General features: G+C 63.0%; 18 protein-coding genes. 14 read left to right on the top strand and 4 right to left on the bottom strand.

Annotated elements, in window-relative coordinates; translation table 11 throughout:
• Positions 1–30: 30 nt before the first annotated feature.
• The 7 genes from AC3FKG_RS12670 to AC3FKG_RS12700 all read left to right on the top strand — a co-directional run bounded on the left by AC3FKG_RS12670 (position 31) and on the right by AC3FKG_RS12700 (position 9,637).
• Positions 31–813, top strand: coding sequence for a fumarylacetoacetate hydrolase family protein (locus AC3FKG_RS12670; protein ID WP_483713860.1), 783 nt, complete (start codon positions 31–33; stop codon positions 811–813).
• A gap of 35 nt (positions 814–848) precedes the next feature.
• Positions 849–2,405: a Re/Si-specific NAD(P)(+) transhydrogenase subunit alpha gene (locus tag AC3FKG_RS12675; protein WP_483713861.1), complete on the top strand. Its 1,557-nt coding sequence runs from the start codon at positions 849–851 to the stop codon at positions 2,403–2,405.
• Positions 2,406–2,415: 10 nt separating this feature from the next.
• Complete coding sequence (gene pntB / locus AC3FKG_RS12680; protein WP_483713862.1) at positions 2,416–3,813, top strand: Re/Si-specific NAD(P)(+) transhydrogenase subunit beta; 1,398 nt, start codon at positions 2,416–2,418, stop codon at positions 3,811–3,813.
• Between the two features lie 285 nt (positions 3,814–4,098).
• Positions 4,099–5,436, top strand: coding sequence for an oxalate/formate MFS antiporter (oxlT, locus tag AC3FKG_RS12685; RefSeq protein ID WP_488743244.1), 1,338 nt, complete (start codon positions 4,099–4,101; stop codon positions 5,434–5,436).
• A gap of 560 nt (positions 5,437–5,996) precedes the next feature.
• Positions 5,997–7,730: an oxalyl-CoA decarboxylase gene (gene oxc, locus AC3FKG_RS12690; protein WP_483713864.1), complete on the top strand. Its 1,734-nt coding sequence runs from the start codon at positions 5,997–5,999 to the stop codon at positions 7,728–7,730.
• Between the two features lie 52 nt (positions 7,731–7,782).
• The gene (gene frc, locus AC3FKG_RS12695; protein ID WP_488743245.1) at positions 7,783–9,033 is read left to right on the top strand and encodes a formyl-CoA transferase; all 1,251 of its coding nucleotides are present in this window, start codon (positions 7,783–7,785) and stop codon (positions 9,031–9,033) included.
• Positions 9,034–9,199: 166 nt separating this feature from the next.
• Positions 9,200–9,637: a PAS domain-containing protein gene (locus AC3FKG_RS12700; protein ID WP_483713866.1), complete on the top strand. Its 438-nt coding sequence runs from the start codon at positions 9,200–9,202 to the stop codon at positions 9,635–9,637.
• 83 nt (positions 9,638–9,720) lie between these two features.
• Here the strand turns inward: AC3FKG_RS12700 and AC3FKG_RS12705 are convergent, their stop codons facing one another.
• Positions 9,721–10,041 carry a hypothetical protein gene (locus AC3FKG_RS12705; RefSeq protein WP_483713867.1) on the bottom strand — a complete coding sequence of 107 codons (321 nt, stop codon included), beginning with the start codon at positions 10,039–10,041 and terminating at the stop codon, positions 9,721–9,723.
• Between the two features lie 527 nt (positions 10,042–10,568).
• Here AC3FKG_RS12705 and AC3FKG_RS12710 point away from each other — a divergent pair.
• Positions 10,569–11,471: an alpha/beta hydrolase gene (locus tag AC3FKG_RS12710; RefSeq protein ID WP_488743246.1), complete on the top strand. Its 903-nt coding sequence runs from the start codon at positions 10,569–10,571 to the stop codon at positions 11,469–11,471.
• 452 nt (positions 11,472–11,923) lie between these two features.
• Entirely contained in the window at positions 11,924–12,607 is a 684-nt protein-coding gene (locus AC3FKG_RS12715) for a Fe2+-dependent dioxygenase (RefSeq protein ID WP_483713869.1), read from the top strand.
• Positions 12,608–12,746: 139 nt separating this feature from the next.
• Here AC3FKG_RS12715 and AC3FKG_RS12720 read toward each other — a convergent pair whose 3' ends face one another.
• Complete coding sequence (locus AC3FKG_RS12720; RefSeq protein ID WP_488743247.1) at positions 12,747–15,017, bottom strand: TonB-dependent receptor; 2,271 nt, start codon at positions 15,015–15,017, stop codon at positions 12,747–12,749.
• 350 nt (positions 15,018–15,367) lie between these two features.
• On the opposite strand from AC3FKG_RS12720, the gene AC3FKG_RS12725 reads away from it, so the two are divergent.
• Positions 15,368–15,715: a tripartite tricarboxylate transporter substrate-binding protein gene (locus AC3FKG_RS12725; protein WP_488743248.1), complete on the top strand. Its 348-nt coding sequence runs from the start codon at positions 15,368–15,370 to the stop codon at positions 15,713–15,715.
• 479 nt (positions 15,716–16,194) lie between these two features.
• Here AC3FKG_RS12725 and AC3FKG_RS12730 read toward each other — a convergent pair whose 3' ends face one another.
• Both AC3FKG_RS12730 and AC3FKG_RS12735 read right to left on the bottom strand, forming a co-directional pair.
• Positions 16,195–16,497, bottom strand: coding sequence for a LysR family transcriptional regulator (locus tag AC3FKG_RS12730; RefSeq protein WP_483713875.1), 303 nt, complete (start codon positions 16,495–16,497; stop codon positions 16,195–16,197).
• A 103-nt stretch (positions 16,498–16,600) separates the two neighbouring features.
• Positions 16,601–17,545, bottom strand: coding sequence for a LysR family transcriptional regulator (locus tag AC3FKG_RS12735; protein ID WP_488743249.1), 945 nt, complete (start codon positions 17,543–17,545; stop codon positions 16,601–16,603).
• Between the two features lie 206 nt (positions 17,546–17,751).
• On the opposite strand from AC3FKG_RS12735, the gene oxlT (AC3FKG_RS12740) reads away from it, so the two are divergent.
• The 4 genes from oxlT (AC3FKG_RS12740) (at position 17,752) to oxlT (AC3FKG_RS12755) (ending at position 22,610) form a co-directional block, all read left to right on the top strand.
• A complete protein-coding gene (oxlT, locus tag AC3FKG_RS12740; protein WP_488743250.1) occupies positions 17,752–19,074 on the top strand; it encodes an oxalate/formate MFS antiporter in 1,323 nt (440 codons plus the stop codon).
• Positions 19,075–19,333: 259 nt separating this feature from the next.
• A complete protein-coding gene (locus tag AC3FKG_RS12745; protein ID WP_483713878.1) occupies positions 19,334–20,266 on the top strand; it encodes a LysR family transcriptional regulator in 933 nt (310 codons plus the stop codon).
• A 142-nt stretch (positions 20,267–20,408) separates the two neighbouring features.
• Complete coding sequence (locus AC3FKG_RS12750) at positions 20,409–20,627, top strand: hypothetical protein (RefSeq protein ID WP_483713879.1); 219 nt, start codon at positions 20,409–20,411, stop codon at positions 20,625–20,627.
• A 663-nt stretch (positions 20,628–21,290) separates the two neighbouring features.
• Positions 21,291–22,610 (top strand): oxalate/formate MFS antiporter, encoded by a 1,320-nt coding sequence (oxlT, locus tag AC3FKG_RS12755; RefSeq protein ID WP_483713880.1) that lies wholly within the window; start codon positions 21,291–21,293, stop codon positions 22,608–22,610.
• Positions 22,611–22,707: the final 97 nt, after the last annotated feature.

Below are 22,707 nucleotides of genomic sequence, written 5' to 3' on the forward strand. Positions count from 1 at the left end.
TGACGCGTGCCCGCCGGAGGAGTTCGTGCTGTGCAATCCTGGATTCGTTTCCGCCGTGCAGACGGCAGTGTCGGCTACGGCCGCACCGAAGGTGCCGATAGCGACCGCGTCATTGAATACGATGGCCCCGGTTATGCCGACCCTCAACCCACCGGCGCCATCCACAAGCTTGGCGAACTGCACCTGTTCGCGCCCTGTGAGCCGGGCAAGGTCGTGGCGCTGTGGAACAACTTCCACGCGCTGGCGCGCAAGCTGGAAAAACCCGTGCCGACGCACCCGCTGTTCCTGATCAAGCCGGGCACTTCGCTGGCTGGCCCCGGCGATGCCGTGGAGCGCCCGCGCAGCTATGACGGCAAGATCGTCTACGAGGGCGAGCTTGGCATCGTGATCGGCAAGAAGGCGCGCAATGTGTCGGTGGCCGAGGCGGCGTCACACATCTTCGGCTACACCGTGGTCAATGACGTGACCGCCGCCGAACTGATCGCCGCCGATCCCAATTTCCCGCAGTGGACGCGTGCCAAGGGCTTCGACACCTTCGGCTGTATCGGCCCGGCCATCGTGCCCGGCTTCAACTGGCGCGCCGCCAGCGTGAAGACGCGGCTCGATGGCGTGGAGCGGCAGAACTACCCGCTCTCGGACATGATTTTCTCGCCCGAGGAGCAGGTCAGCCGCATCTCGCAGGACCTGACGCTGATGCCGGGCGATGTGATCGCCGTCGGCACGTCGCTGGGCGTGGGTTCGATGAAGGACGGCGCGGTGGTCGAGGTGAGCATCGAAGGCATCGGCTCGCTGGTGAATCACGTGCGCGGGTAATTGCCCAACAGCGCCCAACAATCAAAGGGAAAGCCATGCCAATGACAATTGGTGTCCCCCGGGAGGTCCATCCCGGGGAGCGGCGCGTTGCCGCGACGCCCGATTCGGTCAGGGAACTGACCAAGCTCGGTTATGAGGTGGCAGTGGAATCCGGCGCCGGCCAGCAGGCGTCGTTTTCGGACGATGCCTACCGGGCCGCCGGCGCGGCCATCGTGGATGCCGCCAGCCTGTGGGCATCGGTCGATGTCATGATCAAGGTGCGCCCGCCCCAGGTGCATCCGGGCCTGGGCGTGGAAGAAGCGGCACTGCTCAAGAAGCACGCCACGCTTATCAGCTTCGTCTGGCCCGCGCAGCAGATGACGCTGCTCGAACGGCTGTCGCAACGCGGCGCCACGGTGCTCGCGATGGACTGCGTGCCGCGCATCTCTCGCGCGCAGAAGCTGGACGCGCTCAGCTCGATGGCCAATATGGCGGGCTATCGCGCGGTGATCGAGGCCGCGCATGCATTCGGGCGCCCCTTCGCGGGGCAGATTACGGCAGCGGGCAAGATTCCGCCCGCCCGCGTGCTGGTGATTGGCGCCGGCGTGGCCGGCCTGGCCGCCATCGGCGCGGCGCGTAGCCTGGGTGCCGTGGTGCGCGCGTTCGACACGCGGCCGGTGGTGCGCCAGCAGATCGAAAGCCTCGGCGCCGAGTTCCTGACCGTGGAAATCGAGGAAGACGGCAACGGCGGCGGCGGCTATGCCAAGGAGATGAGCCCCGCGTTCATCGAGGCCGAGATGAAGCTGTTCGCCGAACAGGCGCGCGAGGTGGACATCATCATCACCACCGCGCTGATCCCCGGCAAGCCCGCACCGCGCCTGCTCGAAGCCGACACGGTGGCGCTGATGCGTCCCGGCAGCGTGGTGGTGGACCTGGCCGCCGAGCAGGGCGGCAATTGCGTGCTGACCGTGCCCGGGGAGTCGGTGACGCACCAGGGCGTAACGATCGTCGGCTACACCGACCTGCCCAGCCGCATGGCGGCGCAGTCGAGCCAGCTCTACGCCACCAATATCCGGCACCTGCTGACGGAACTGACGCCGGGCAAGGACGGCCAGCTCGTGGTCGACATGGATGACGAGATGATCCGTGGCGCCACCGTGCTGCACCAGGGCGACGTAACGTGGCCGCCCCCCCCGCTGAAGACCTTGCCGCCACCGGCGCCCGCGGCGGAAGTACCCGCACCGGCGGAACCCGCCGAGCCGCCGAGCCGCACCGGCACGACGCTGATCGCACTGGCCATCGCCGTGATTGCGCTGTTCGGGCTTGGCGCGGTGGCGCCGCCGGCTTTCATGGCGCACTTCACGGTGTTCGTGCTGGCGATCTTCGTCGGCTACCAGGTCGTGTGGAACGTGACCGCGGCCCTGCATACGCCGCTGATGAGCGTGACCAATGCGATCAGCGGGATCATCGTGGTCGGTGCGCTGGTGCAACTCGGCAAGCCGACGCTCGCCACCGCCATCATCGCCGGCGCGGCGGTGCTGATCGCCACCATCAACATCGCGGGCGGCTTCCTTGTGACGCAGCGCATGCTGAAGATGTTCCAGCGCGACTGAGGAGACAGACATGCCTTCGGGAATCAGCAATATTGCTTACCTGGGCGCGAGCGCGCTCTTCATCCTCAGCCTGGGCGGGCTGAGCCATCCAACCACCGCCAGGCGCGGCAACCTGCTGGGCATCGCCGGCATGGCCATCGCCATCCTGACCACGGTGCTGGCGGGCAGCCCCGACGGGGTGCCCATCATCATCGGCGCGATGGTGCTCGGGGCGGGCGCCGGCGCGGTGCTGGCCCGTCGCGTCGAGATGACGCAGATGCCCGAGCTGGTGGCGGTGCTGCACAGCTTCGTGGGGCTGGCGGCGGTGCTGGTGGGCTACGCCAACTACCTCGATTCGCATGCGCTCACGGGCGCCGAGAAAGTGATCCACGAAGTGGAGACCTACCTCGGCATCCTGATCGGCGCGGTGACCTTCACGGGCTCGGTGATCGCCTTCCTCAAGCTGCGCGGCACGCTTGGCGGCAAGCCGACGCTGCTGCCGGGCCGCCACATGCTCAATGCGGTGGCGCTCGCCGCATGCGTGGTGCTGGGCTACCAGTTCATCAACGCGGGGTCTGCGCAGGACGGGCTGGTGCCGCTGGGCGTGATGACGGTGATCGCGCTGCTGGTGGGCGCGCACCTGGTCGCGGCGATCGGCGGGGCCGACATGCCGGTGGTGGTGTCGATGCTGAACAGCTATTCGGGCTGGGCCGCTGCGGCGACCGGCTTCATGCTCGGCAATGACTTGCTCATCATCACCGGTGCGCTGGTGGGGTCGAGCGGCGCAATCCTCAGCTACATCATGTGCAAGGCCATGAACCGCAAGTTCCTGTCGGTGATCCTGGGCGGGTTCGGCGCGACGCAGGCCAAGGGCACGGCGACGGAGCAGGGCGAAGTGCTGCCGGTCTCCAGCGACGAAGTCGGCGCACTGCTGAAGGACGCGAACGAGGTCATCATCGTTCCCGGCTACGGTATGGCGGTGGCGCAGGCGCAGGGCACCATCAGCGAGATCGCGCGGCGGCTCAAGGCGCAGGGTGTCAATGTGCGCTTCGGCATCCATCCCGTGGCCGGCCGTCTCCCGGGGCACATGAACGTGCTGCTGGCGGAGGCGCGCGTGCCCTATGACATCGTGCTCGAAATGGAGGAGATCAACGAGGACTTCGAGCACGCCGATGTCGTCCTGGTGGTCGGCGCCAACGATATCGTTAACCCGGGGGCGCTCGAAGACCCCGCCAGCCCGATCGCCGGCATGCCGGTGCTCGAAGTCTGGAAGGCGCGGACCGTGGTTGTCTCCAAGCGCAGCATGGCCGCGGGCTACGCGGGCGTGGACAACCCCTTGTTTTATAAAGAGAACACGCGGATGTGGTTTGGCGATGCCAAGGGCAGCGTGGACGCGCTGCTGCGCCAGCTCGAGGAGGTTCCGGCCTGATTTCGCGCGTCGCCGGCCGCCGTTGATGACAATCGCTTATGTATCAAAGCGCAGTCATGTGGCGGCCTGGCATGAAATTGATGCGAAATCCGCAATATATAAACGATCGTAAATACATACGATAAAAAAGTTTAAGCCTGACGAAATTAAGCATCAGGTAGCATCAATTCCAGATTTACGTGCCGCAATGTCAGGCGCCGATCCAGTTGTGAACAAGGGCTCCGAAGTTAGGAGACCCCAAGCGGTCCCGACGAGGACGCAGAAAAAGCACCAGGAGACAGGTAGATGGCGCATCAAGAAGCGGTAGTCGCGTCCGGTGAGGGACGTGGCCTGCAGAACCGTTGGTTCCAGCTGGCCGTAGGCGTGGTTTGCATGGGTTTGGTGGCAAACCTGCAGTATGGCTGGACTCTCTTTGTGTCACCGATGGACGCCAAGCATCACTGGGGCACGTCCGCAATCCAGGTGGCGTTTTCCATATTTATCGTGACCGAAACCTGGCTGGTGCCGCTGGAAGGCTGGCTGGTGGACAAGTTCGGCCCGCGTCCGGTGGTGGCCGGTGGCGCGCTCTGCGCCGGCCTGGCATGGGTGATGAATGCGTATGCGACGACGCTGCCGGAGTTGTACGCGGCCGCGGTGATCGCTGGCATTGGCGCCGGTGGCGTATATGGCACCTGCGTCGGCAATGCGCTGAAGTGGTTCCCGGACAAGCGCGGCCTGGCGGCGGGCCTGACGGCCGCAGGGTTTGGCGCAGGCGCGGCGATCACGGTGATTCCGATCGCCAACATGATCCATAGCGCGGGATACGAGAAAGCCTTCCTGTTCTTCGGCATCCTGCAGGGCGTGGCGATCTTCGCGCTGGCGCTGCTGCTGGTGAAGCCGAAAGCGCCGAAGGGTGCGGTGGCGGCGAAGGCCGTGCTGACCAACCCGGTGGAATTCACGCCGGGGCAGATGATGAAGACGCCCGTGTTCTGGCTGATCTATATCTGCTTCGTCGCGGTGGCCGCCGGCGGCATCATGGCCACGGCGCAACTGGGCCCGATTGCGAAGGATTACGGCTTTGCCTCGATGCCGATCACGATGCTGGGCATGACGCTGCCGCTGCTGACGATGACGCTGTCGATCGACAACCTGTGCAACGGCTTCACGCGTCCGCTGTGCGGCTTCCTGTCGGACCGCTTCGGCCGCGAGAACACGATGTTCGTGATCTTCATCGGCGAGGGCCTGGCGCTGCTCGGGCTCATGCAGTTTGGCCAGAATCCCTATGCGTTCATGTTCTTCGCGGCACTGACGTTCCTGTTCTGGGGCGAGATCTTCTCGATCTTCCCGGCGCTGTGCGCGGATACGTTCGGCAGCAAGTTCGCTGCAGCCAATGCGGGCACCTTGTACACGGCGAAGGGCACGGCGGCGATGCTGGTGCCGCTTGCCTCGGTGCTGTCGGCGCGCGGTGGCTGGGATGCCGTATTCACGGTTGCAGCGGTGGTGACCATCGCGGCAGGCCTGTCGGCAAAGCTGTTGCTGGCGCCGATGCGCAAGCGGTTTATCACGGGCCATTCGGAAGCGCGCATGCCGGTGTCGGACATGTCCTTCCTGGCGAGCGCATCGGCCAGGCGCGGCGGTGATTGATCCGGGCATGACCGTACCTGTCGCGAGGCATTGATGTTTCCAGGAGGCCAGGCGCTTGCGCCAGGCCATCAGGCGCAAGCGCCTGGAGCAGGGCAGGCATGAGCCGTTGAGGACGTTGCAAGGCTTTTCAGAAGGCCTTAAAGCGCCTGAAAACGTGGTATGTAATATATCTAATCGATATAACGCGCCATTCTGTCGGCACGCGAATTAAGAACCGGCATCTGTGCAAATGGCGAATGAATGGCACGGATCCAGGAGTTTTGCTGATTTAGGTGTAGATGGAATCAGGATTGCTGCGGTGCACCGACGAAAGTTGATCGCAGAGTAGGAAAATAGCTTGCCGTTCGCTGATATATCACATACCGTATGTCATCAAGACGGTTGAACGGACCGGCGGGGTTGAGGCAAGGGGACAGGCCCCACGCACCACCAAGACGCGTCCAACGAGGAGACCAGGTATGTCAGAAGGCGAAGCGAAGCGGTACGGGATCACCACCTCGCGAGACACCCTGAAATAAAAGAATTCCAACCCCAGTCAATTTGTATAGAAGGAAGCAACCATGGCAGAAGTCGGAAATGAGCTGCAGCGTCACGCCACGGAAGAACATCAGGCACAAACCGATGGTTTTCATCTGGTCATCGACGCGCTCAAGCTGAACGGCATCGAAAACATCTACGGCCTGCCCGGCATTCCGGTCACCGATCTGGCGCGTCTGGCGCAGGCCAATGGCATGCGCGTCATCAGCTTCCGCCACGAGCAGAACGCAGGCAACGCCGCAGCGATTGCCGGCTTTATCTCGCAAAAGCCGGGCGTTTGCCTGACCGTGTCGGCCCCTGGCTTCCTGAACGGCCTGACGGCGCTGGCGCACGCCACCACCAACTGCTTCCCGATGATCCTGATCAGCGGCTCGAGCGAGCGCGAGATCGTCGATCTGCAGCAGGGTGACTACGAAGAGATGGACCAGCTGGCCATCGCGCGTCCGCACGCCAAGGCAGCCTTCCGCGTGCTGCACGCCGAAGACATTGGTGTCGGTATCGCCCGCGCCATTCGTGCCGCGGTCTCGGGCCGTCCGGGCGGTGTCTACCTCGACCTGCCCGCCAAGCTGCTGGGCCAGTCGCTCGACGCCGAGAAGGGCAAGAAGTCGCTGATCAAGGTCGTGGATCCGGCCCCGCGCCAACTGCCGGCACCGGACTCGGTTGACCGCGCTGTCGCGCTGCTGAAGGGCGCAAAGCGTCCGCTGATCCTGCTGGGCAAGGGCGCCGCCTATGCCCGCGCCGACGAAGATATCCGCGCGCTGGTCGAGAAGACCGGCATTCCGTACCTGCCGATGTCGATGGCCAAGGGCCTGCTGCCCGACACGCACCCGCAATCGGCCTCGGCGGCACGCTCGTATGTACTGGCTGAAGCCGACGTGGTGCTGCTCGTGGGCGCCCGCCTGAACTGGCTGCTGGCGCACGGCAAGGGCAAGACCTGGGGCGGTCCGAAGCAGTTCATCCAGATCGACATCTCGCCGACCGAGATGGACAGCAACGTCGCCATCGCCGCGCCGGTGGTGGGTGACATCGGTTCGTGCGTCTCCGCCATCCTCGGCAAGGTCGGCAATGACTTCGCCAAGCCGCCTGCGGAATGGCTGAATGCCGTGTACGAGCGCAAGGACAAGAACCTGGCGAAGATGGGCGAGATGCTGAACAAGGAAGTCTCGCCGATGAACTTCCACACCGCGCTGCGCGTGCTGAAGGACGTCATCAAGGCCAATCCGAGCATCTCGTTCGTCAACGAAGGCGCCAACACGCTGGACTACGCCCGTGCCGTGATCGACATGTACGAGCCGCGCAAGCGCCTGGACGTCGGCACCTGGGGCGTGATGGGCGTGGGCATGGGCTACGCGGTCGCAGCGGCGGTCGAAACCAGGAAGCCGGTGCTGGCCCTGTGCGGCGACAGCGCGTTCGGTTTCTCCGGCATGGAAGTCGAGACGATCTGCCGCTACAACCTGCCGGTCTGCATCGTCATCTTCAACAACAACGGCATCTACAAGGGCATCGACAAGAACCCGACCGGCGGCGCGGATCCGGCCGTCACCACGTTCGTCCCGGGCGCGCGCTACGACAAGATGATGGAAGCATTCGGCGGTGTCGGCGCCAACGTCACCACGACGGCGGAACTCGAAGCCGCGGTGAACGAAGCCCTGCGCTCGGGCAAGCCCACGCTGGTCAACGCCGTCATCGACCCGTCGGCAGGCACCGAAAGCGGCCGCCTGACCAATCTGAATCCGCAAAGCTCGGCGAAGAAGTAATCCACCCGAATCCACCCGAATTTCATCCTTCTTATCCAATAGGAGAACGAAAATGAGCCTCCCACTCAAAGGTATCAAGATCATCGACTTCACGCACGTCCAGGCCGGTCCCGCCTGCACGCAGCTGCTCGCGTGGTTCGGCGCGGACGTGATCAAGGTGGAGCGCCCCGGTTCGGGCGATGTCACGCGCACGCAGCTGCGCGACATCCCGGATGTCGACGCGCTCTACTTCACCATGCTTAACAGCAACAAGCGTTCGCTCACGCTGGATACCAAGAAGCCCGACGGCAAGAAGATCCTGGAACAGCTGATCCGCGAATCGGACGTGCTGGTCGAGAACTTCGGCCCGGGCGCGCTCGATCGCATGGGCTTCTCGTGGGAACGCATCAACGAACTGAACCCGAAGATGATCGTGGCGTCGGTCAAGGGCTTCAGCGACGGCCACCACTATGAAGACCTGAAGGTCTACGAGAACGTGGCGCAGTGCGCCGGCGGTGCCGCGTCGACCACCGGCTTCTGGGACGGCCCCCCGACCGTGTCGGCCGCCGCGCTGGGCGATTCGAACACCGGCATGCACCTCGCCATCGGCATCCTGACCGCCATCATCGGCCGCCAGCAGTCCGGCAAGGGCCAGAAGGTGGCCGTGTCGATGCAGGACGCCGTGCTGAACCTGTGCCGCGTGAAGCTGCGCGACCAGCAGCGCCTGGATCGCCTGGGCTTCCTGGAAGAGTATCCCCAGTACCCGCATGGCGAGTTCAGCGACGTGGTGCCCCGCGGCGGCAACGCCGGCGGTGGTGGCCAGCCGGGCTGGGTGCTGAAGTGCAAGGGCTGGGAGAACGACCCCAACGCGTATATCTACTTCACCATCCAGGGCCATGCCTGGGAGCCGATCTGCAAGGCGCTGGGCAAGCCGGAATGGATCAGCGATCCCAACTACGCCACGGCCAAGGCGCGCCAGCCGCATATCTTCGATATCTTCAAGACCATCGAAGACTGGCTCGCGGACAAGACCAAGTACGAAGCAGTGGATATCCTGCGCAAGTTCGACATCCCTTGCTCGCCGGTCCTGTCGATGAAGGAAATCGCCGAAGATCCGTCGCTGCGCGCCAGCGGGTCGATCACTGAAGTGCAGCACAAGGAGCGCGGTACCTACCTGACCGTGGGCAGTCCCATCAAGTTCTCGGATCTCAAGCCGGAAATCACGGGTTCGCCGCTGCTGGGCGAGCACAGCGAAGAAGTGCTGGCAGGCCTCGGTTACGGCGCGGAAGACATCAAGCGCCTGCGCGAAAGCCAGGTGATCTGAGCCGGTTTGCCGATGCCTGAACGGGACTGAACGCCGGAGTGCCGCGCAAGCGGTCTCCGGCGTTTTTTACTGCAACGCGCAGCTGTGCCAAACTGTGTCGCGTCAGCCGCCGTAGTGCCGTCAATCCATACACCCTGCCGCAATGACCGGCAAAGAGGGGATCCCCATGCAAGCCAGCATCGACCACGAACAACTGGTGTCCGCCATTGGCGATGCCATCGTTATCTCCGACGCCAACGGCGCCATCACGCTCTGGAACCCGGCGGCGGAACGCATGTTCGGCTTCACGCAGGCTGAAGCCATGGGCCAGTCGCTGGACCTGATCATTCCGGAACGGCTGCGCGGCCGGCACTGGGAGGGCTATGACAAGACCATGGCCACCGGCATCACGCGCTACGGGCACGATCTGCTGAAAGTGCCGGCCGTCGACAAGAACGGCAAGGCCATGTCGATCGCTTTCACCGTGGCGCTGCTGCATGGAGCCGACGGAAAGATATCGGGCATCGTCGCTGTCATCCGTGACGAGACCGTGCGCTTCCAGGAAGAACGTGCCCTGCGCAAGAAGATTGCCGAACTCGAGGCTCAGGTGAAGACCGCGGCGTAGGAGCACGATGGCGGCGTGCCTGCCGACGGATCCCGCCCTGTGGAGGCGGCCTGAGGCGCCCTTCCGGGGCGCATGGAGGACGTTCAGTCGTCCTCGCGCCAGTGGTGCCATTCCCGGTGACGCTCACGCCATTCGTGCTCGCGCCAACGCTGCTCGCGCCATTCGTGCTCACGCCACTCGCGGTCGCGCCAGCCGCCGTAGTAACCCGGGGCAACAACGACCGGCTGCGGCTGGACGACCACGGGCGGTGGCGGCGCGTAGACAGGCGCCGCATAGACCGGTGGGGCGACAAAGACCGGCCCGGGGAGCCCGATGCCGATGCCGACGTCAACGTGGGCTTGCGCGCTGGCCGATGCAAGGGCTGAAAGTCCGGCCAGCAGGCCGATGGTCAGGAACTTCTTCATGGTCAAATACCTTGTACGTCGGGAGTGGGCCGCCAGCCGGTCCCGGTCTGATCCCGCTTGTGCCGACTAACGGGACCGCGGCTTCGTCCGATGACGCGAAGTCCCACGCAATTTGTTTCGAAATCTGTCTGGCCTGCGGCGGCGTGCCAGCCACGCGGTGCCGCTCAGCCCCGCCTAAGTCCTCTTCCGAAGAGTCGCATCCCGAGTCTTGCCCCGATGAGTCCCGGCGCATCCCGCGGATGAGGGGCGAAATTCGAAAGGAAATGATTTTTTCGCAGGGGCTGACGATTATTTCTGACGATGGGCGGTGTGCCACGACTCCCTTCGCCGCGTGATTCAACCTCCATTTTGCTGTCGCAAATGGTCTTCATTGGTGGGAGTGACGGGGAAATCCTGATGTGAAAGGCGACGCTTGCGTGCCAGACTATTAGCCTCCGAATGTCAACGAGATGAGGATTTGTTTCGTTTACAAACAATTACGAGCTAGGTGGCGAAAGCGCTGCACAGCGCCGCGGCGCAGTACCCGAATGAAAGTGAAGAGAACAGTGGACGGAAAGTTGTTGGGTGGCGATGCTACGGGTTCACGCAAGACAGCGGCGGCCCTTTTGATCCACGGCCTCGGTGGGACCGAACATGAGTTGCGGCTCGTGGAGAAGACACTGAGGGGGGAAGGGTACGAAACGAAGTACGCCGTACTGCCCGGACATGGCACGCGTCCCGAAGACTTGGTCGGTGTGCGTTTCGAGCACTGGCTCGAAGCGGTATCCCTTCAGTATCTCGACCTGCGTGCCAGGCACGATACCGTTCACATCGTTGGTATGTGCATGGGCGCCTTGCTGGCGCTGGCGCTGAGCCAGCTGGTCGGCGAGAAGCGCGGAAGGGTCGTTGCACTGGCGACGCCGGTGTTCCTGGATGGCTGGTCGCTGCCCTGGTATCGCGAACTGCGGCATCTGGCTTATCACGTCCCCAAGGTGCGCGACAATTTTCGCGTGAAGGAATCCGAGCCGTTTGGCGTCAAGAACGGCGTGTTGCGCGCGGCGATCAAGGCTCGCTTCCTGCGGGGCGATACCTTCCACTATTCATGGACACCGCTTGCCTGCATTCGCGAACTGGATCGCCTGAGCCGCTACGTGCGCAAGCGCGTCCGGCACGTGGCGCGGCCGGCGCTGATTATCCATGCACGCGAAGACGAGCTGACCAGCCTGCGTTCAGCCTACTTCCTCAACCGGCAAATCCATGCTTCGCGGCTACTGGTTGTGGAAGAGAGCTATCACATGCTCAGTATCGACAACGACCGCCGGCTGGTCGCCAATACGGTGGCGCAGTTCCTGGATGAGGACGAGCGCGGCGTGGAGGGTGTGCAGGCCCCGCTGTCCCTGGCATTTCCCGATCCCGCCAACGAGCCGTTCCGGCCGATGGCGGCAGTCTAGGCCCGAAGGTCCGGTCGAATTCGACCGGACAATTTCCTCGATCGCAGACGGCGCATCAGAACTGCTCCCAGGACTCGACCGCGCTGCATCCCGAGCCACCGTTCGAGCGGGCGTCTTGAGGCGCTTCGCCCGTGGTTCGCTTTCACATTGATGGCTGGCACGCGGTGCGGCCGGCGCACGACTTGCCGCATGCTAGTGCGACGCACCGGCAGTTCCTGGCGAACTTCGTCCGCGGATTTCATCACTGCGTGATGTGAATGCCCTGTGGGAAGGAAGCCCACGAGGCGAGGACCGGCATGATGCGGCCTGCGCCACGCGGCTGGCGACCTGCCATCACGAGGTCCTTGACCTTGCTAAATAGAGAATGATTCTCGTTTGTGTTGATGGGCGTTTTTGCCTACAATCGGCGCTCTGATCCGTTCACGATCCCCGATCCCGAAGGTAGGTTCAACATGATGCTGCAGATTCCGGACGTCCTGTCCAAGGCCCAGGTGGCGCAATGCCGGCAACTGATGGATGCCGCGGAATGGACCGATGGCAATGCAACGTCCGGACACCAGTCGGCGCTCGCCAAGCGCAATATGCAATTGCCGGAGGGCTCGCCGGTTGCGCGGCAAGTGGGCGACCTGATCCAGGATGCGCTGGGTGCCAACGCGACGTTCTTCGCCGCGGCGCTGCCGCTGAAGGTGTTTCCGCCCTTGTTCAACCGCTACGAAGGCGGCCACGCGTTCGACAACCATGTCGACAACGCCATCCGCTACTTGCGCGGTACCGGCTTTCGCATACGCAGCGACCTGTCGGCGACGCTGTTCCTGACGGAACCGGAAGACTACGACGGTGGCGAACTGGTGGTGGAAGACACCTACGGCCAGCATCGCGTCAAACTGCCGGCGGGACACATGGTGCTGTATCCGGCCACGAGCCTGCACCACGTCACGCCGGTCACGCGCGGCGCGCGCGTGTCATCGTTCTTCTGGATCCAGAGCATGGTGCGCGACGATGGACAACGCGCCTTGCTGTTCGAACTCGATACGCGCATCCAGCATGTTGCGCAGGCGATGGGACAGAAGGATGCCGACGTGGTCGGGTTGACCGGGGTCTATCACAATCTGCTGCGGCGGTGGGCTGATGCTTGACCGATTGCATGGCAGTTCGCTGCCTGCGTCGCGAAAAAGGTTCTTCGCTGAATTGCGTGCCAAAAAAACCGCGAGCCCGACATGACGCCGGAACTCGCGGTTGCTCGCAATGGTTGTATCAATCAACCGGCAGGCATCTTCAGAACCTGAAGTTCGCCGTCAGCATCCCAAAACGCCCCGGTGCCAGCGCCGCATAGTGCGCCGCGAAGGCCTTGGTGTAGTACGTCTTGTCGAACAGGTTCTGGATGTTCAGCTGCAGCGTCAGGTTCTTGTTGACGCGGTAGGCACCCATCAGGTCAAAGCGCCAGTACGCCGGCACATACAGCGAGTTGGCCGGGTTGCCATACACCTGGCTGACATAATAGGCGCCGCCGCCCACCGTCAAGGCTGGCAGGACCTGGTAGGTCGACCACAGGCTGAAGCTGTTCTTCGGCGTATTGGGGAACTGGTTGCCATTGTTGATGGCGTTCGCGGCCTGCGGGCCGTTGTCGATCAGTTCGCTGTCCAGGTAGGTGTAGCCGCCGAACACGCCCCACTTGTCGGTGAAGTTCCCCGCGAAGCCGAGTTCGAAGCCCTTCACGCGCTGCTTGCCGGCGTTGATGGTGGTGTTGGCATCCAGCGCCACGCGGGCGTTGTTCTTCTCGATCTGGAAGATGGCGCCGGTCAGCGACAACCGGCGCGACAACAGATCCCACTTGGTACCGAGTTCGAGCGCGCGCGAACGCTCCGGGTCCAGACTGCGTTGCGTCGCGGCGATATTGTCGGCGCCGTCGCCGTTGGTCGATCCGGGCGGCGTCGAAGCCGTGCCATAGGACAGGTAGATGCTGCCGTATTCCACCGGCTTGTAGACGATGCCGGCCTGGTAGTTGAAGAAGTGCGAGTTGTTGCGGATATCCGCCGCCGCCACCGCCGCACCTGTGTTCGGGTTCTTGTAAGCCGGAGTGAAGGCGTGGGTGTTGTAGTTGTCGTAGCGCACGCCACCATTGACCAGCCATTGCCTGGTGATCTCGACGGTGTCGAACAGGTAGACCGACTGGGTGCTGGTGGTCGTGGTCGTGGTGTACGGCATCTTGGAGATGCTGCCGCGCCACGGGTCGTTTGGAGTCGGGTTGTACAGCGACGTGCAGTCGAAGCTGGCCAGCAATCCCGCATTGCAGGTGCTGCCTGACGGGCCGGCCGAGACCACGTTGTACGGATTGTTCTCGGTGTTGTCGCGGCTGAACTCGAAGCCGAAGCTGGCGTTGTGCTTGAGCGGGCCGGTATGGAACTCGGCGCTCAGGTCCGTGGCGTTGGTGAGCGTCTCGGTAGTCGAGTCGCGGCTCTTGTAGCTGCGGTACACGTAGCCGTTCACCACATTGCCACGGCTGTCATCGGGATTGGTGACGATGTAGTTGTTGCTGGCACGGCCCCAGCGCGTGGTGTTGCTGAACACCAGGCCGTTGCGGAAATCATGCTTGATGATCGCGGTGGCGATGTCCGATTGCGTCTTCTGGAAGTCGCGGTCGGTCAGGCCGTAGAAGTTGTTGCGATTCACGTTCGCCGGACCGATCGGGTTCTCTTTCGTCGGCGCCGTCGACCCACGGTTGTACGGAATGCTGTAGTCGGGCATGCCGTTGCCCTGCAGGTGGTAGTACTGCAGCGTGACCTGGGTAGGCGAATTCAGGCCGAACGTCACCGACGGCGCAAAGCCCCACGAGCGCTGGTCGACTTCATTGCGGCCGGGCACGTCGAAGCTCTGGCCCATGGCGTTCAGGCGCACGGCGGTGTTGTCGTTGAGCAGGTAGTTGCCGTCCGCCGTCGCGCGGAAGTACGAGTCCGTGCCGATGCCTACGGAGCCCTGCGTGAAGGTCTCGGCCGTCGGCAGCTTGGACACGATATTGATCATGCCGCCGGCCGATCCCTTGCCGCCGAAGGCCGAGCTGGGGCCCTTGATGACTTCGATGCGGTCGATATTGAAGGTGTCGCGCGTCTGCGAAGCGGTGTCGCGCACGCCGTCGACGTAGATGCTCGACATGGAGTCGAAGCCGCGGATGAAAGGACGGTCGCCGATCGGGTTGCCGCCCTCGCCGGCGCCAAAGGTAATGCCCGGCGTGGTCCGCAACGCCTCCTGCAGCGAACCTGAACCAGTTTGCTGCACGACTTCGGCGGGTACCACCGTGACGGACTTCGGGGTGTCGAGCAGCGGGGCGGTGAACTTGGACGACTGGGCTGCATCGACCTTGTAGCCGTCGCCCCGCGTGCCCGTCACGGTCACGCTCTGCAACGTCACTGGCTTGGTTTCAGTCGTCGTTGCCGCGGCGGCCGGTTTGCTTTCCTGGGCCCCCGCGCCCTGCATGGCAAAGGCTGCCACTGCGCCGGCGAGGGCCGAGGCGAGCGGGTTCAGCCGCAATGTGTCCTGTTGTCCTTTCACGTTTAACCTTCCCTTTCTGGTTCATCAATGCATTGTCATGAATACAAGTTCAGGCCATATAGAAGCCTTTCATTCAAGGCATCCATGACGCGGCGTGAGTATATGACGATACAAATGAAAAGACAAATACGAATCATTCGTATTTAATGACAAGGCGATAAATTGCTGCCATGAAAGTGCTGTAAGAAGCTATTCTTCGCCGTAAAAATGCGCCGGATGTAGCGCGCGGCGACAGAAATTGCATTTCCGCGCGCGGATCTTCCTGCTGTGTGGTGTTCGCCCCGACTGCCGGTGCTCAAGCCAGCAACCGTTTTTGGTGCTGAAATCGTTGATTTGGTACCGATCGCCTCTTGCAAAACAGCGGTCCGTCCGAGGCCATGTCCGCGCTGATGGGCGGGCACGTGGACTTCCTGTTTGCCAACATCGGCGCGGCGGTCACGCAGGTCAAGTCGGGCAAGGTGAGGGCGCTGGCGGTGACAACCGCCGCGCGTGCCGCGCAGTTGCCCGATGTGCCGACGATCGCCGTATCCGGCGTGCCGGGGTTCGAGGTCGTGGGCTGGATGGCGGCGTTCGTGCCGAAGGGCACGCCGCCTTCGGTAGTGGCGCGCCTGAATCAGGTTATCAACCAGGCGCAGAAAAACCAGACCTGCGGACACGCTCGATGCCGCCGCGCTGATTCCCGTGGCCGCAACGCCTGATCAGGGCAGCCGCTTCGTGCGCGAGGAGTATGACAAGTGGGGGCGCGTGATCCAGAACGCCGGCATTCCGAAGCAGTAAGGCAGGACTGATGTCAGAGCATCGGAATTTTTTGCTCCCCTCTCCCGCTCTCCGCTTGCGGGAGAGGGGAGCAAACCGTCCTGCAATTCAAGTTTCCCTCATCACCCACCGGCCGTACCAGCAACCCGTTCAGGATGATTTCATAGCGCTCGCTGAACGCATCCCCGATCTTCATCCGAAATCCCTTCGGCGATCAGCAGTCGGGTCAACGCAATGGTGAACTCTTCGTCGGTGCGTCGCTTGGCCATGAATCGGTGAATGCCGGTACCGGACAATGCGGGTCCGGAGCGCGGCGTGAATCGGGATCCCGAATCTTACCGCCCGCGACATTCATCGACTAGAAAACAAAAAAAGCGAGCGCGCCCCGTGAGCGCGCTCGCTTCAAATGTGGCCGGGCCTCTCAGTTGAGATGTCCGACCGCTCGCAGGTACTCGTTCTTCTTGTCGAAGATCAGCTGGCTCAGGAAGGCTGCGTCGTAAGCCTTGAGCAAATGGGTATGGTGTTCCTCGATATAGCGCGCCACGCGTGCCTTCTCGCATTCGATGCCGCACAGCCATTCGTACATGGCCTCGTCCCAGCGGAAGCGCAGGCCCAGTTCGATGAACGCTGCGTTGTAGGCCGCGAGCTGGGTGGCGCGCGGAAGCGGCTGGTTGTCATGACCGAGCGTGGCGGCTGGCTGGTGTTCGATGTGGACCTGGTTCATGGTGCGCCTCCTGTCTTCTCTCTAGCGGTGGGTTGAGGGAAGCATAGGGTCGGCCATGGATTTACGATAATTAAAGTTTCATCGGCAAACCATAAGTTGTTGTTTATATATCGCCGTGCCGGATCAGGCCCTCCACGCCGGTGATGCGCTGGATCAGGCTGGCCCCTTCCTCCATCAGGAATTGCTTGAAGGCGAGTGCCACGGGTGGCAACCGCTTGTTCTTGCGGTGCACCACATACCAGTTCAGCATGACCGGAAAGCCCTGGATGTCGAGCACGGCCAGCTTGCCGGCCTGGAGTTCGAGTCCCACGGTATGGGCGGAGAGAAAGGCAATGCCCATGTTGGCGATGACCGCCTGCTTGATGGTCTCCGTGCTCTTGATCTCCATCGCGATGCGCAGGTTGGACAGCTTGCCGGCAAAGCCTTCCTGCATCGAGTTCCAGGTGTCGGACCCTTTCTCGCGGGAGACAAAGGCCTCGTCGGTCAGCTCCGACAGCGGGATATTGCGCTGTCCGACCAACGGGTGGGTAGGCGCCGCGACGATCACGTAAGGGTGCGGCGCGAAGGTCTCGTTGATCGTGTCCATGCCCTCGGGCGGGCGCACCATGATGGCGAGGTCGGTGAGGTTGCCGGCGAGCTGGTGCATCAGTTCCTCGCGGTTGTGCACTGCAAGATTCAGCGTCACGCCATCGTGGCGCTCCATGAATTCCGCCAGCAGCCGCGGAAAGAAATAATCGCCCGCGCTGATCACCGCGACGTTCAGCCGGCCGCCCGAAATGCCCTTGAGCTGGGACATGGCATCCTCGGCCTCGCGGAATTGCTGGATGATGCTGCGGCTGTAATGCAGCATCTCGTGCCCCGCCGGCGTGAGATAGATCTTCTTGCCCAGTTGCTCGAACAACGGCAGGCCGACGTGGCTTTCCAGTTGCCGGACCTGCGTCGAGACAGCGGGCTGGGTCAGGTGAAGTTCTTCGGCGGCGCGCGAAAAGCTCATGTGCCGGGCAACGGTTTCAAAGACTTTTAGCTGGCGCAGCGTGGCGTTCTTCATCAGTCGTTCCGTGCAATATATAAACGTTCGTCAATGCATATGATAAAAAACTTTAAGCGGTCTGAATCTTAGATTGAAGTAGCATCAATCCCACAGATTTGCATGCCGCAATGTCAGGCGCCGATCTCATTGTGTAGGGCCCACCCCACAGAGGCCCCGGAAAGCGTTCCGCCAGGGAACGCATGAACAGCACCAGGAGACAGTAGATGGCGCATCAAGAAACGGCGGCCACGACCGGGAACGGACGTGGGCTGCAAAACCGTTGGTTCCAGCTGGCCGTAGGCGTGGTTTGCATGGGTTTGGTGGCAAACCTGCAGTATGGCTGGACTCTCTTTGTGTCACCGATGGACGCCAAGCATCACTGGGGCACGTCCGCAATCCAGGTGGCGTTTTCCATATTTATCGTGACCGAAACCTGGCTGGTGCCGTTGGAAGGCTGGCTGGTGGACAAGTTCGGGCCGCGTCCGGTGGTGGCCGGTGGCGCGCTCTGCGCCGGCCTGGCATGGGTGATGAACTCGTATGCGACGACGCTGCCGGAGTTGTATGCGGCCGCGGTGATCGCTGGTATTGGCGCCGGTGGCGTGTATGGCACCTGCGTCGGCAATGCGCTGAAGTGGTTCCCGGACAAGCGCGGTCTGGCGGCGGGCCTGACGGCCGCGGGCTTTGGCGCGGGCTCGGCGATCACGGTGATTCCGATCGCCAACATGATCCAGAGCTCCGGCTATGAACATGCCTTCCTGTTCTTCGGCATCCTGCAGGGCGTGGCGATCTTCGCGCTGTCGCTGCTGCTGGTGAAGCCGAAAGCGCCGAAGGGTGCGGTGGCGGCGAAGGCCGTGCTGACCAACCCGGTGGAATTCACGCCGGGACAGATGGTCAAGACGCCGGTGTTCTGGCTGATCTATGTGAGCTTCGTGGCGGTGGCCGCGGGCGGCATCATGGCCACGGCGCAGCTGGGCCCGATCGCCAAGGACTTCGGCTTCGCCTCGATGCCGATCACGATGCTGGGCATGACGCTGCCGCTGCTGACGATGACGCTGTCGATCGACAATCTGTGCAACGGCTTCACACGTCCGCTGTGCGGCTTCCTGTCGGACCGCTTCGGCCGCGAGAACACGATGTTCGTGATCTTCATCGGCGAAGGCCTGGCCCTGCTTGGCCTGATGAAGTTCGGCCACGACCCGTACGCGTTCATGTTCTTCGCGGCGCTGACGTTCCTGTTCTGGGGCGAGATCTTCTCGATCTTCCCGGCGCTGTGCGCGGACACCTTCGGCAGCAAGTTTGCCGCAGCCAATGCAGGCACCTTGTACACGGCGAAGGGCACGGCGGCGATGCTGGTGCCGCTTGCCTCGGTGCTGTCGGCGCGCGGTGGCTGGGATGCCGTATTCACGGTTGCAGCGGTGGTGACCATCGCGGCGGGCCTGTCGGCGAAGCTGGTGCTGGCGCCGATGCGCAAGCGATTCATCACCGGCCATTCGGAAGCGGTGCCGGTGTCGGATGCCGCATTCATGGCGCGCAGAGAAGCCGAATAAGACGGTGTGCGCGAGAGACTGGGCGGACCCGGACATGGCGTCCGGGCCCGCCTTGCCCCCAGCAAGCGGTCTGCGCATGGCGCAGGCCTTTTGCCATGTGGGCCACGGGAACGACAACACAAAGAACACATAAAACAGGCGGGCGGGCCGCCAAGGAGACAGCCGTGAGCAGACTGCAATCATCCACGCTTGCCGCAGGACAGCATCGCAGCCTGGCGCTGCCGTTGCCGCAATGGACCCAGGGCGGGGGAGGGCGGCCATGAATATCTCGCTTCCCCAACTGAAGGCGTTCGCCGCGGTCGCGCGGCACAAGAGCTTCACGCGTGCCGCCGCCGAACTGGGCCTGACGCAATCGGCGGTGAGCCGCAGCGTGCGCGAACTGGAAGAGGAGATCGACCAGCGCCTGTTCGATCGCACCACGCGCCAGGTTGAGCTGACCGATGCGGGCCAGCACCTGTCGCAACGGATCTGCCACCTGATCGAAGAAGTCGAGCAGACCCTGCGCGACAGCCAGGGCGCGGCGCGGCCGTCGCAAGGGCTGGTGCAGATCGCGACCGATCCCGTGCTCAGTTCGATGTCGGTGCCGGGGTGGCTGGCCGGCTGCCGCAAGGCCTGGCCCGCGATCGCCATCCACCTGAAGGATCGTTCGCAGGAATCCGTGCTGCAAAGCGTGCGCAGCGGCGAAGTGGACTTCGGCATCGCCACCGATCCGCAATCGGGCGACGACCTGTATTGCGAACCGCTGTGCATCGATCCCTATCACGCCGTGCTGCCGGCAGAGCATCCGCTCGCGGCGCGCGACGCCATTGCGTGGGGCGACCTGTGCAATGCCAACGTGCTTACGCTGGACCAGCAATGCGGAGTCCAGCCGGCCGTCGAAAAGGCGCTCAGCCATCATCATGTGCGCGCGGGTTCGTTGCAGTTGCTGGGACACTTCGCCGCCGTATTCGGCATGGTGGCGCTGGGCCTCGGCATCGGCGTAGTGCCGTCGCGCGCGCAGGCCGGGGGGCTGCATCCGGCCGCCGTCATGCGGCCGCTGCGGCCGCAGGTGACATCCACGGTAATGTTGGTGCGGCGCAAGAGCCGGTCGCTGAAACCCAATGCTGCCGCGATCTGGGATGCGCTGCGTGGACTCGAGTACAAGGACACGGTCGAACCGAGCCGGCAACCTCCGCTGGTACAGGAAGCCTAGCAACGCCGGGCGGAGAAGGCCCGGCGCGGCACTGTTGCATTGATGCAAAACTTCACTGATATATTACATACAGGATATTTACACATACTGCGGCGCAGCATATAATGAAAACTCCTAACCACAATGCAACTGGAGTTTTCAGATGGAAGTCGCTCTTCTCTTCGTTCTTGGCCTTGGCCTGATCGCTGCCGGCGTCGGCATGACCACGCTGCTGGCTACGCGCCTGCCGATGGATGTGCTCGTGACCGCGCAGGCACACGGTCGCTTCGCCGGTCTGGGTTCGAACCAGAAAGACGATGGCATCGGACGCGTTCGTCCCTCGCGCACGGTGGCGGCTGCCGGCGAGCTGGCATACGCCTGATCTGTCGGGCGTTTGACGCCGTCATGACTGAACGGCGCATCATATAAGGGTTGTAGCGGCCGGCAACCCTTGGAGCAGTACCCGCATCCTGCCTTGATGTAAGAGCCTTGGCACCCGATACACGACCAGGGACAGGCGCAGGAACCATGCAGAAATTCGGCCGCTATCCCCCTCTCGTGGCAGCGTATTAACGCATGCCGCTGTCACAGTCGCCCGATTGCCGGCATCTTCATTCGTTCCCAATTTTGTCCATACAAATGGGCAATGTCTTAGTTGTATCTATCTAGGTACTTTCCCCAGCCCCGTTGTTTTCCCCGATTTCCGACGCTGCGAATCGCGTCGTGCTGGAGGTCGGCTTGGCTCTTCGGATTGATGCGGTAAGCCAAACTAACTGCTTGATTCCCAAGGATTCCGGATGTGGCAAAACAGTCCGGTTGATGCGTGCCACGCACCAGTCGCGCAAGCCCGTCGCGACAGACTTCTTTTTCGCGGAAAAGTCATGCTGCGGAGCCGCGAAGAATACGCTTGACTTGGTTGATATATCACATACCGTATAGCACTAGAACGGCTCAGCTGTTCGGGAAAGTGCGGTATGCGAGAGGCGTCAGAAGGCGCCCAACTCTTCCACCACAGGCGGTTTCGACTGCCTAGAAGGAGACATCAATGGAACTGCAGCAGAGGGAGTCCACGTCGCGCTTTGCGTCGCCGTGGGTACAGCTGGTCTTCGGCGTCATCTGTATGGCGATGATTGCCAACATGCAGTACGGGTGGACGCTGTTCGTCAACCCGATCGATGACAAGTACCACTGGGGCCGCACCGCGATCCAGGTCGCGTTCACGATTTTCGTCGTGACCGAGACGTGGCTGGTGCCGATCGAAGGCTACCTGGTGGACAAGTACGGCCCGCGCCCTGTGGTCGTGGGTGGCGGTCTGCTTTGCGCCGTGGCCTGGGTGTTGAACTCGATGGCGTCGTCGTTGCCGATGCTGTACTTCGCGGCGGCCATCGGCGGTATCGGCGCTGGCGCGGTCTATGGCACCTGCGTGGGCAATGCGCTGAAGTGGTTCCCGAACCGGCGCGGACTGGCCGCGGGCATTACCGCGGCGGGGTTCGGTGCGGGTTCCGCGATGACGGTGGTGCCCATCGCCAACATGATCAAGTCGTCGGGCTACGAAGCCACGTTCCTGTGGTTCGGCCTGGGCCAGGGCCTAATCGTGTTCTTCCTGGGCATGGCCCTGTATCCGCCGTCGGCCAAGATCCTGAGCGAAGTCAAGTCGACCCTCAAGGCCGCCGCGACCTACAATGCCACGCCGCGCCAGGTGCTGAAGTCGCCGATCTTCTGGATCATGTACGCGATGTTCGTGATGATGGCCGCCGGGGGACTGATGGCTACCGCGCAGCTCGGTCCGATCGCCAAGGACTTCGGCCTGCATGATTCGCCGGTGTCGATCCTCGGCCTGACGCTGCCCGCGCTCACCTTCGCGCTGACCATCGACCGCGTGCTCAACGGCCTGACGCGTCCGTTCTTCGGCTGGATTTCGGACCACATCGGCCGCGAGCGCACCATGTTCTTCGCCTTCGCGGTGGAGGCGGTCGGCATCCTGCTGCTGTCCAAGTATGGCCACAACCCGGTGGCGTTCGTGGTGCTGACCGGCATCGTGTTCTTCGCCTGGGGCGAGATCTACAGCCTGTTCCCCGCGACTTGCGGCGACACCTTCGGGCCGAAGTTCGCCGCCACCAATGCCGGCCTGCTGTACACGGCCAAGGGCACGGCCGCGCTGCTGGTTCCGTTCTCCAGCGTGATCACGGCGGCGACGGGCGACTGGCATGCGGTGTTCGTGCTGGCCTCGGCCATGGCGGGCCTGTCCGCATTCCTCGCGCTGTTCGTCCTCAAGCCGATGCGCGAAGCGCATGCCCGCAAGCATGTGCATGCCAATACCGCGAGCCCGATGGGGTACCGCGCGGTACCGGAGGACCTGACCTGATGAAGAAAGCCGCACGGCGTGCCGCCGCCATCACCGTACACAGGCGGCGGCGCCGGTAGCACAATACGAGGAAGGAAAAGAGAAAGAGCGACAGGAA

The sequence above is a fragment of the Cupriavidus sp. 22TCCZM04-2 genome (assembly GCF_057798895.1).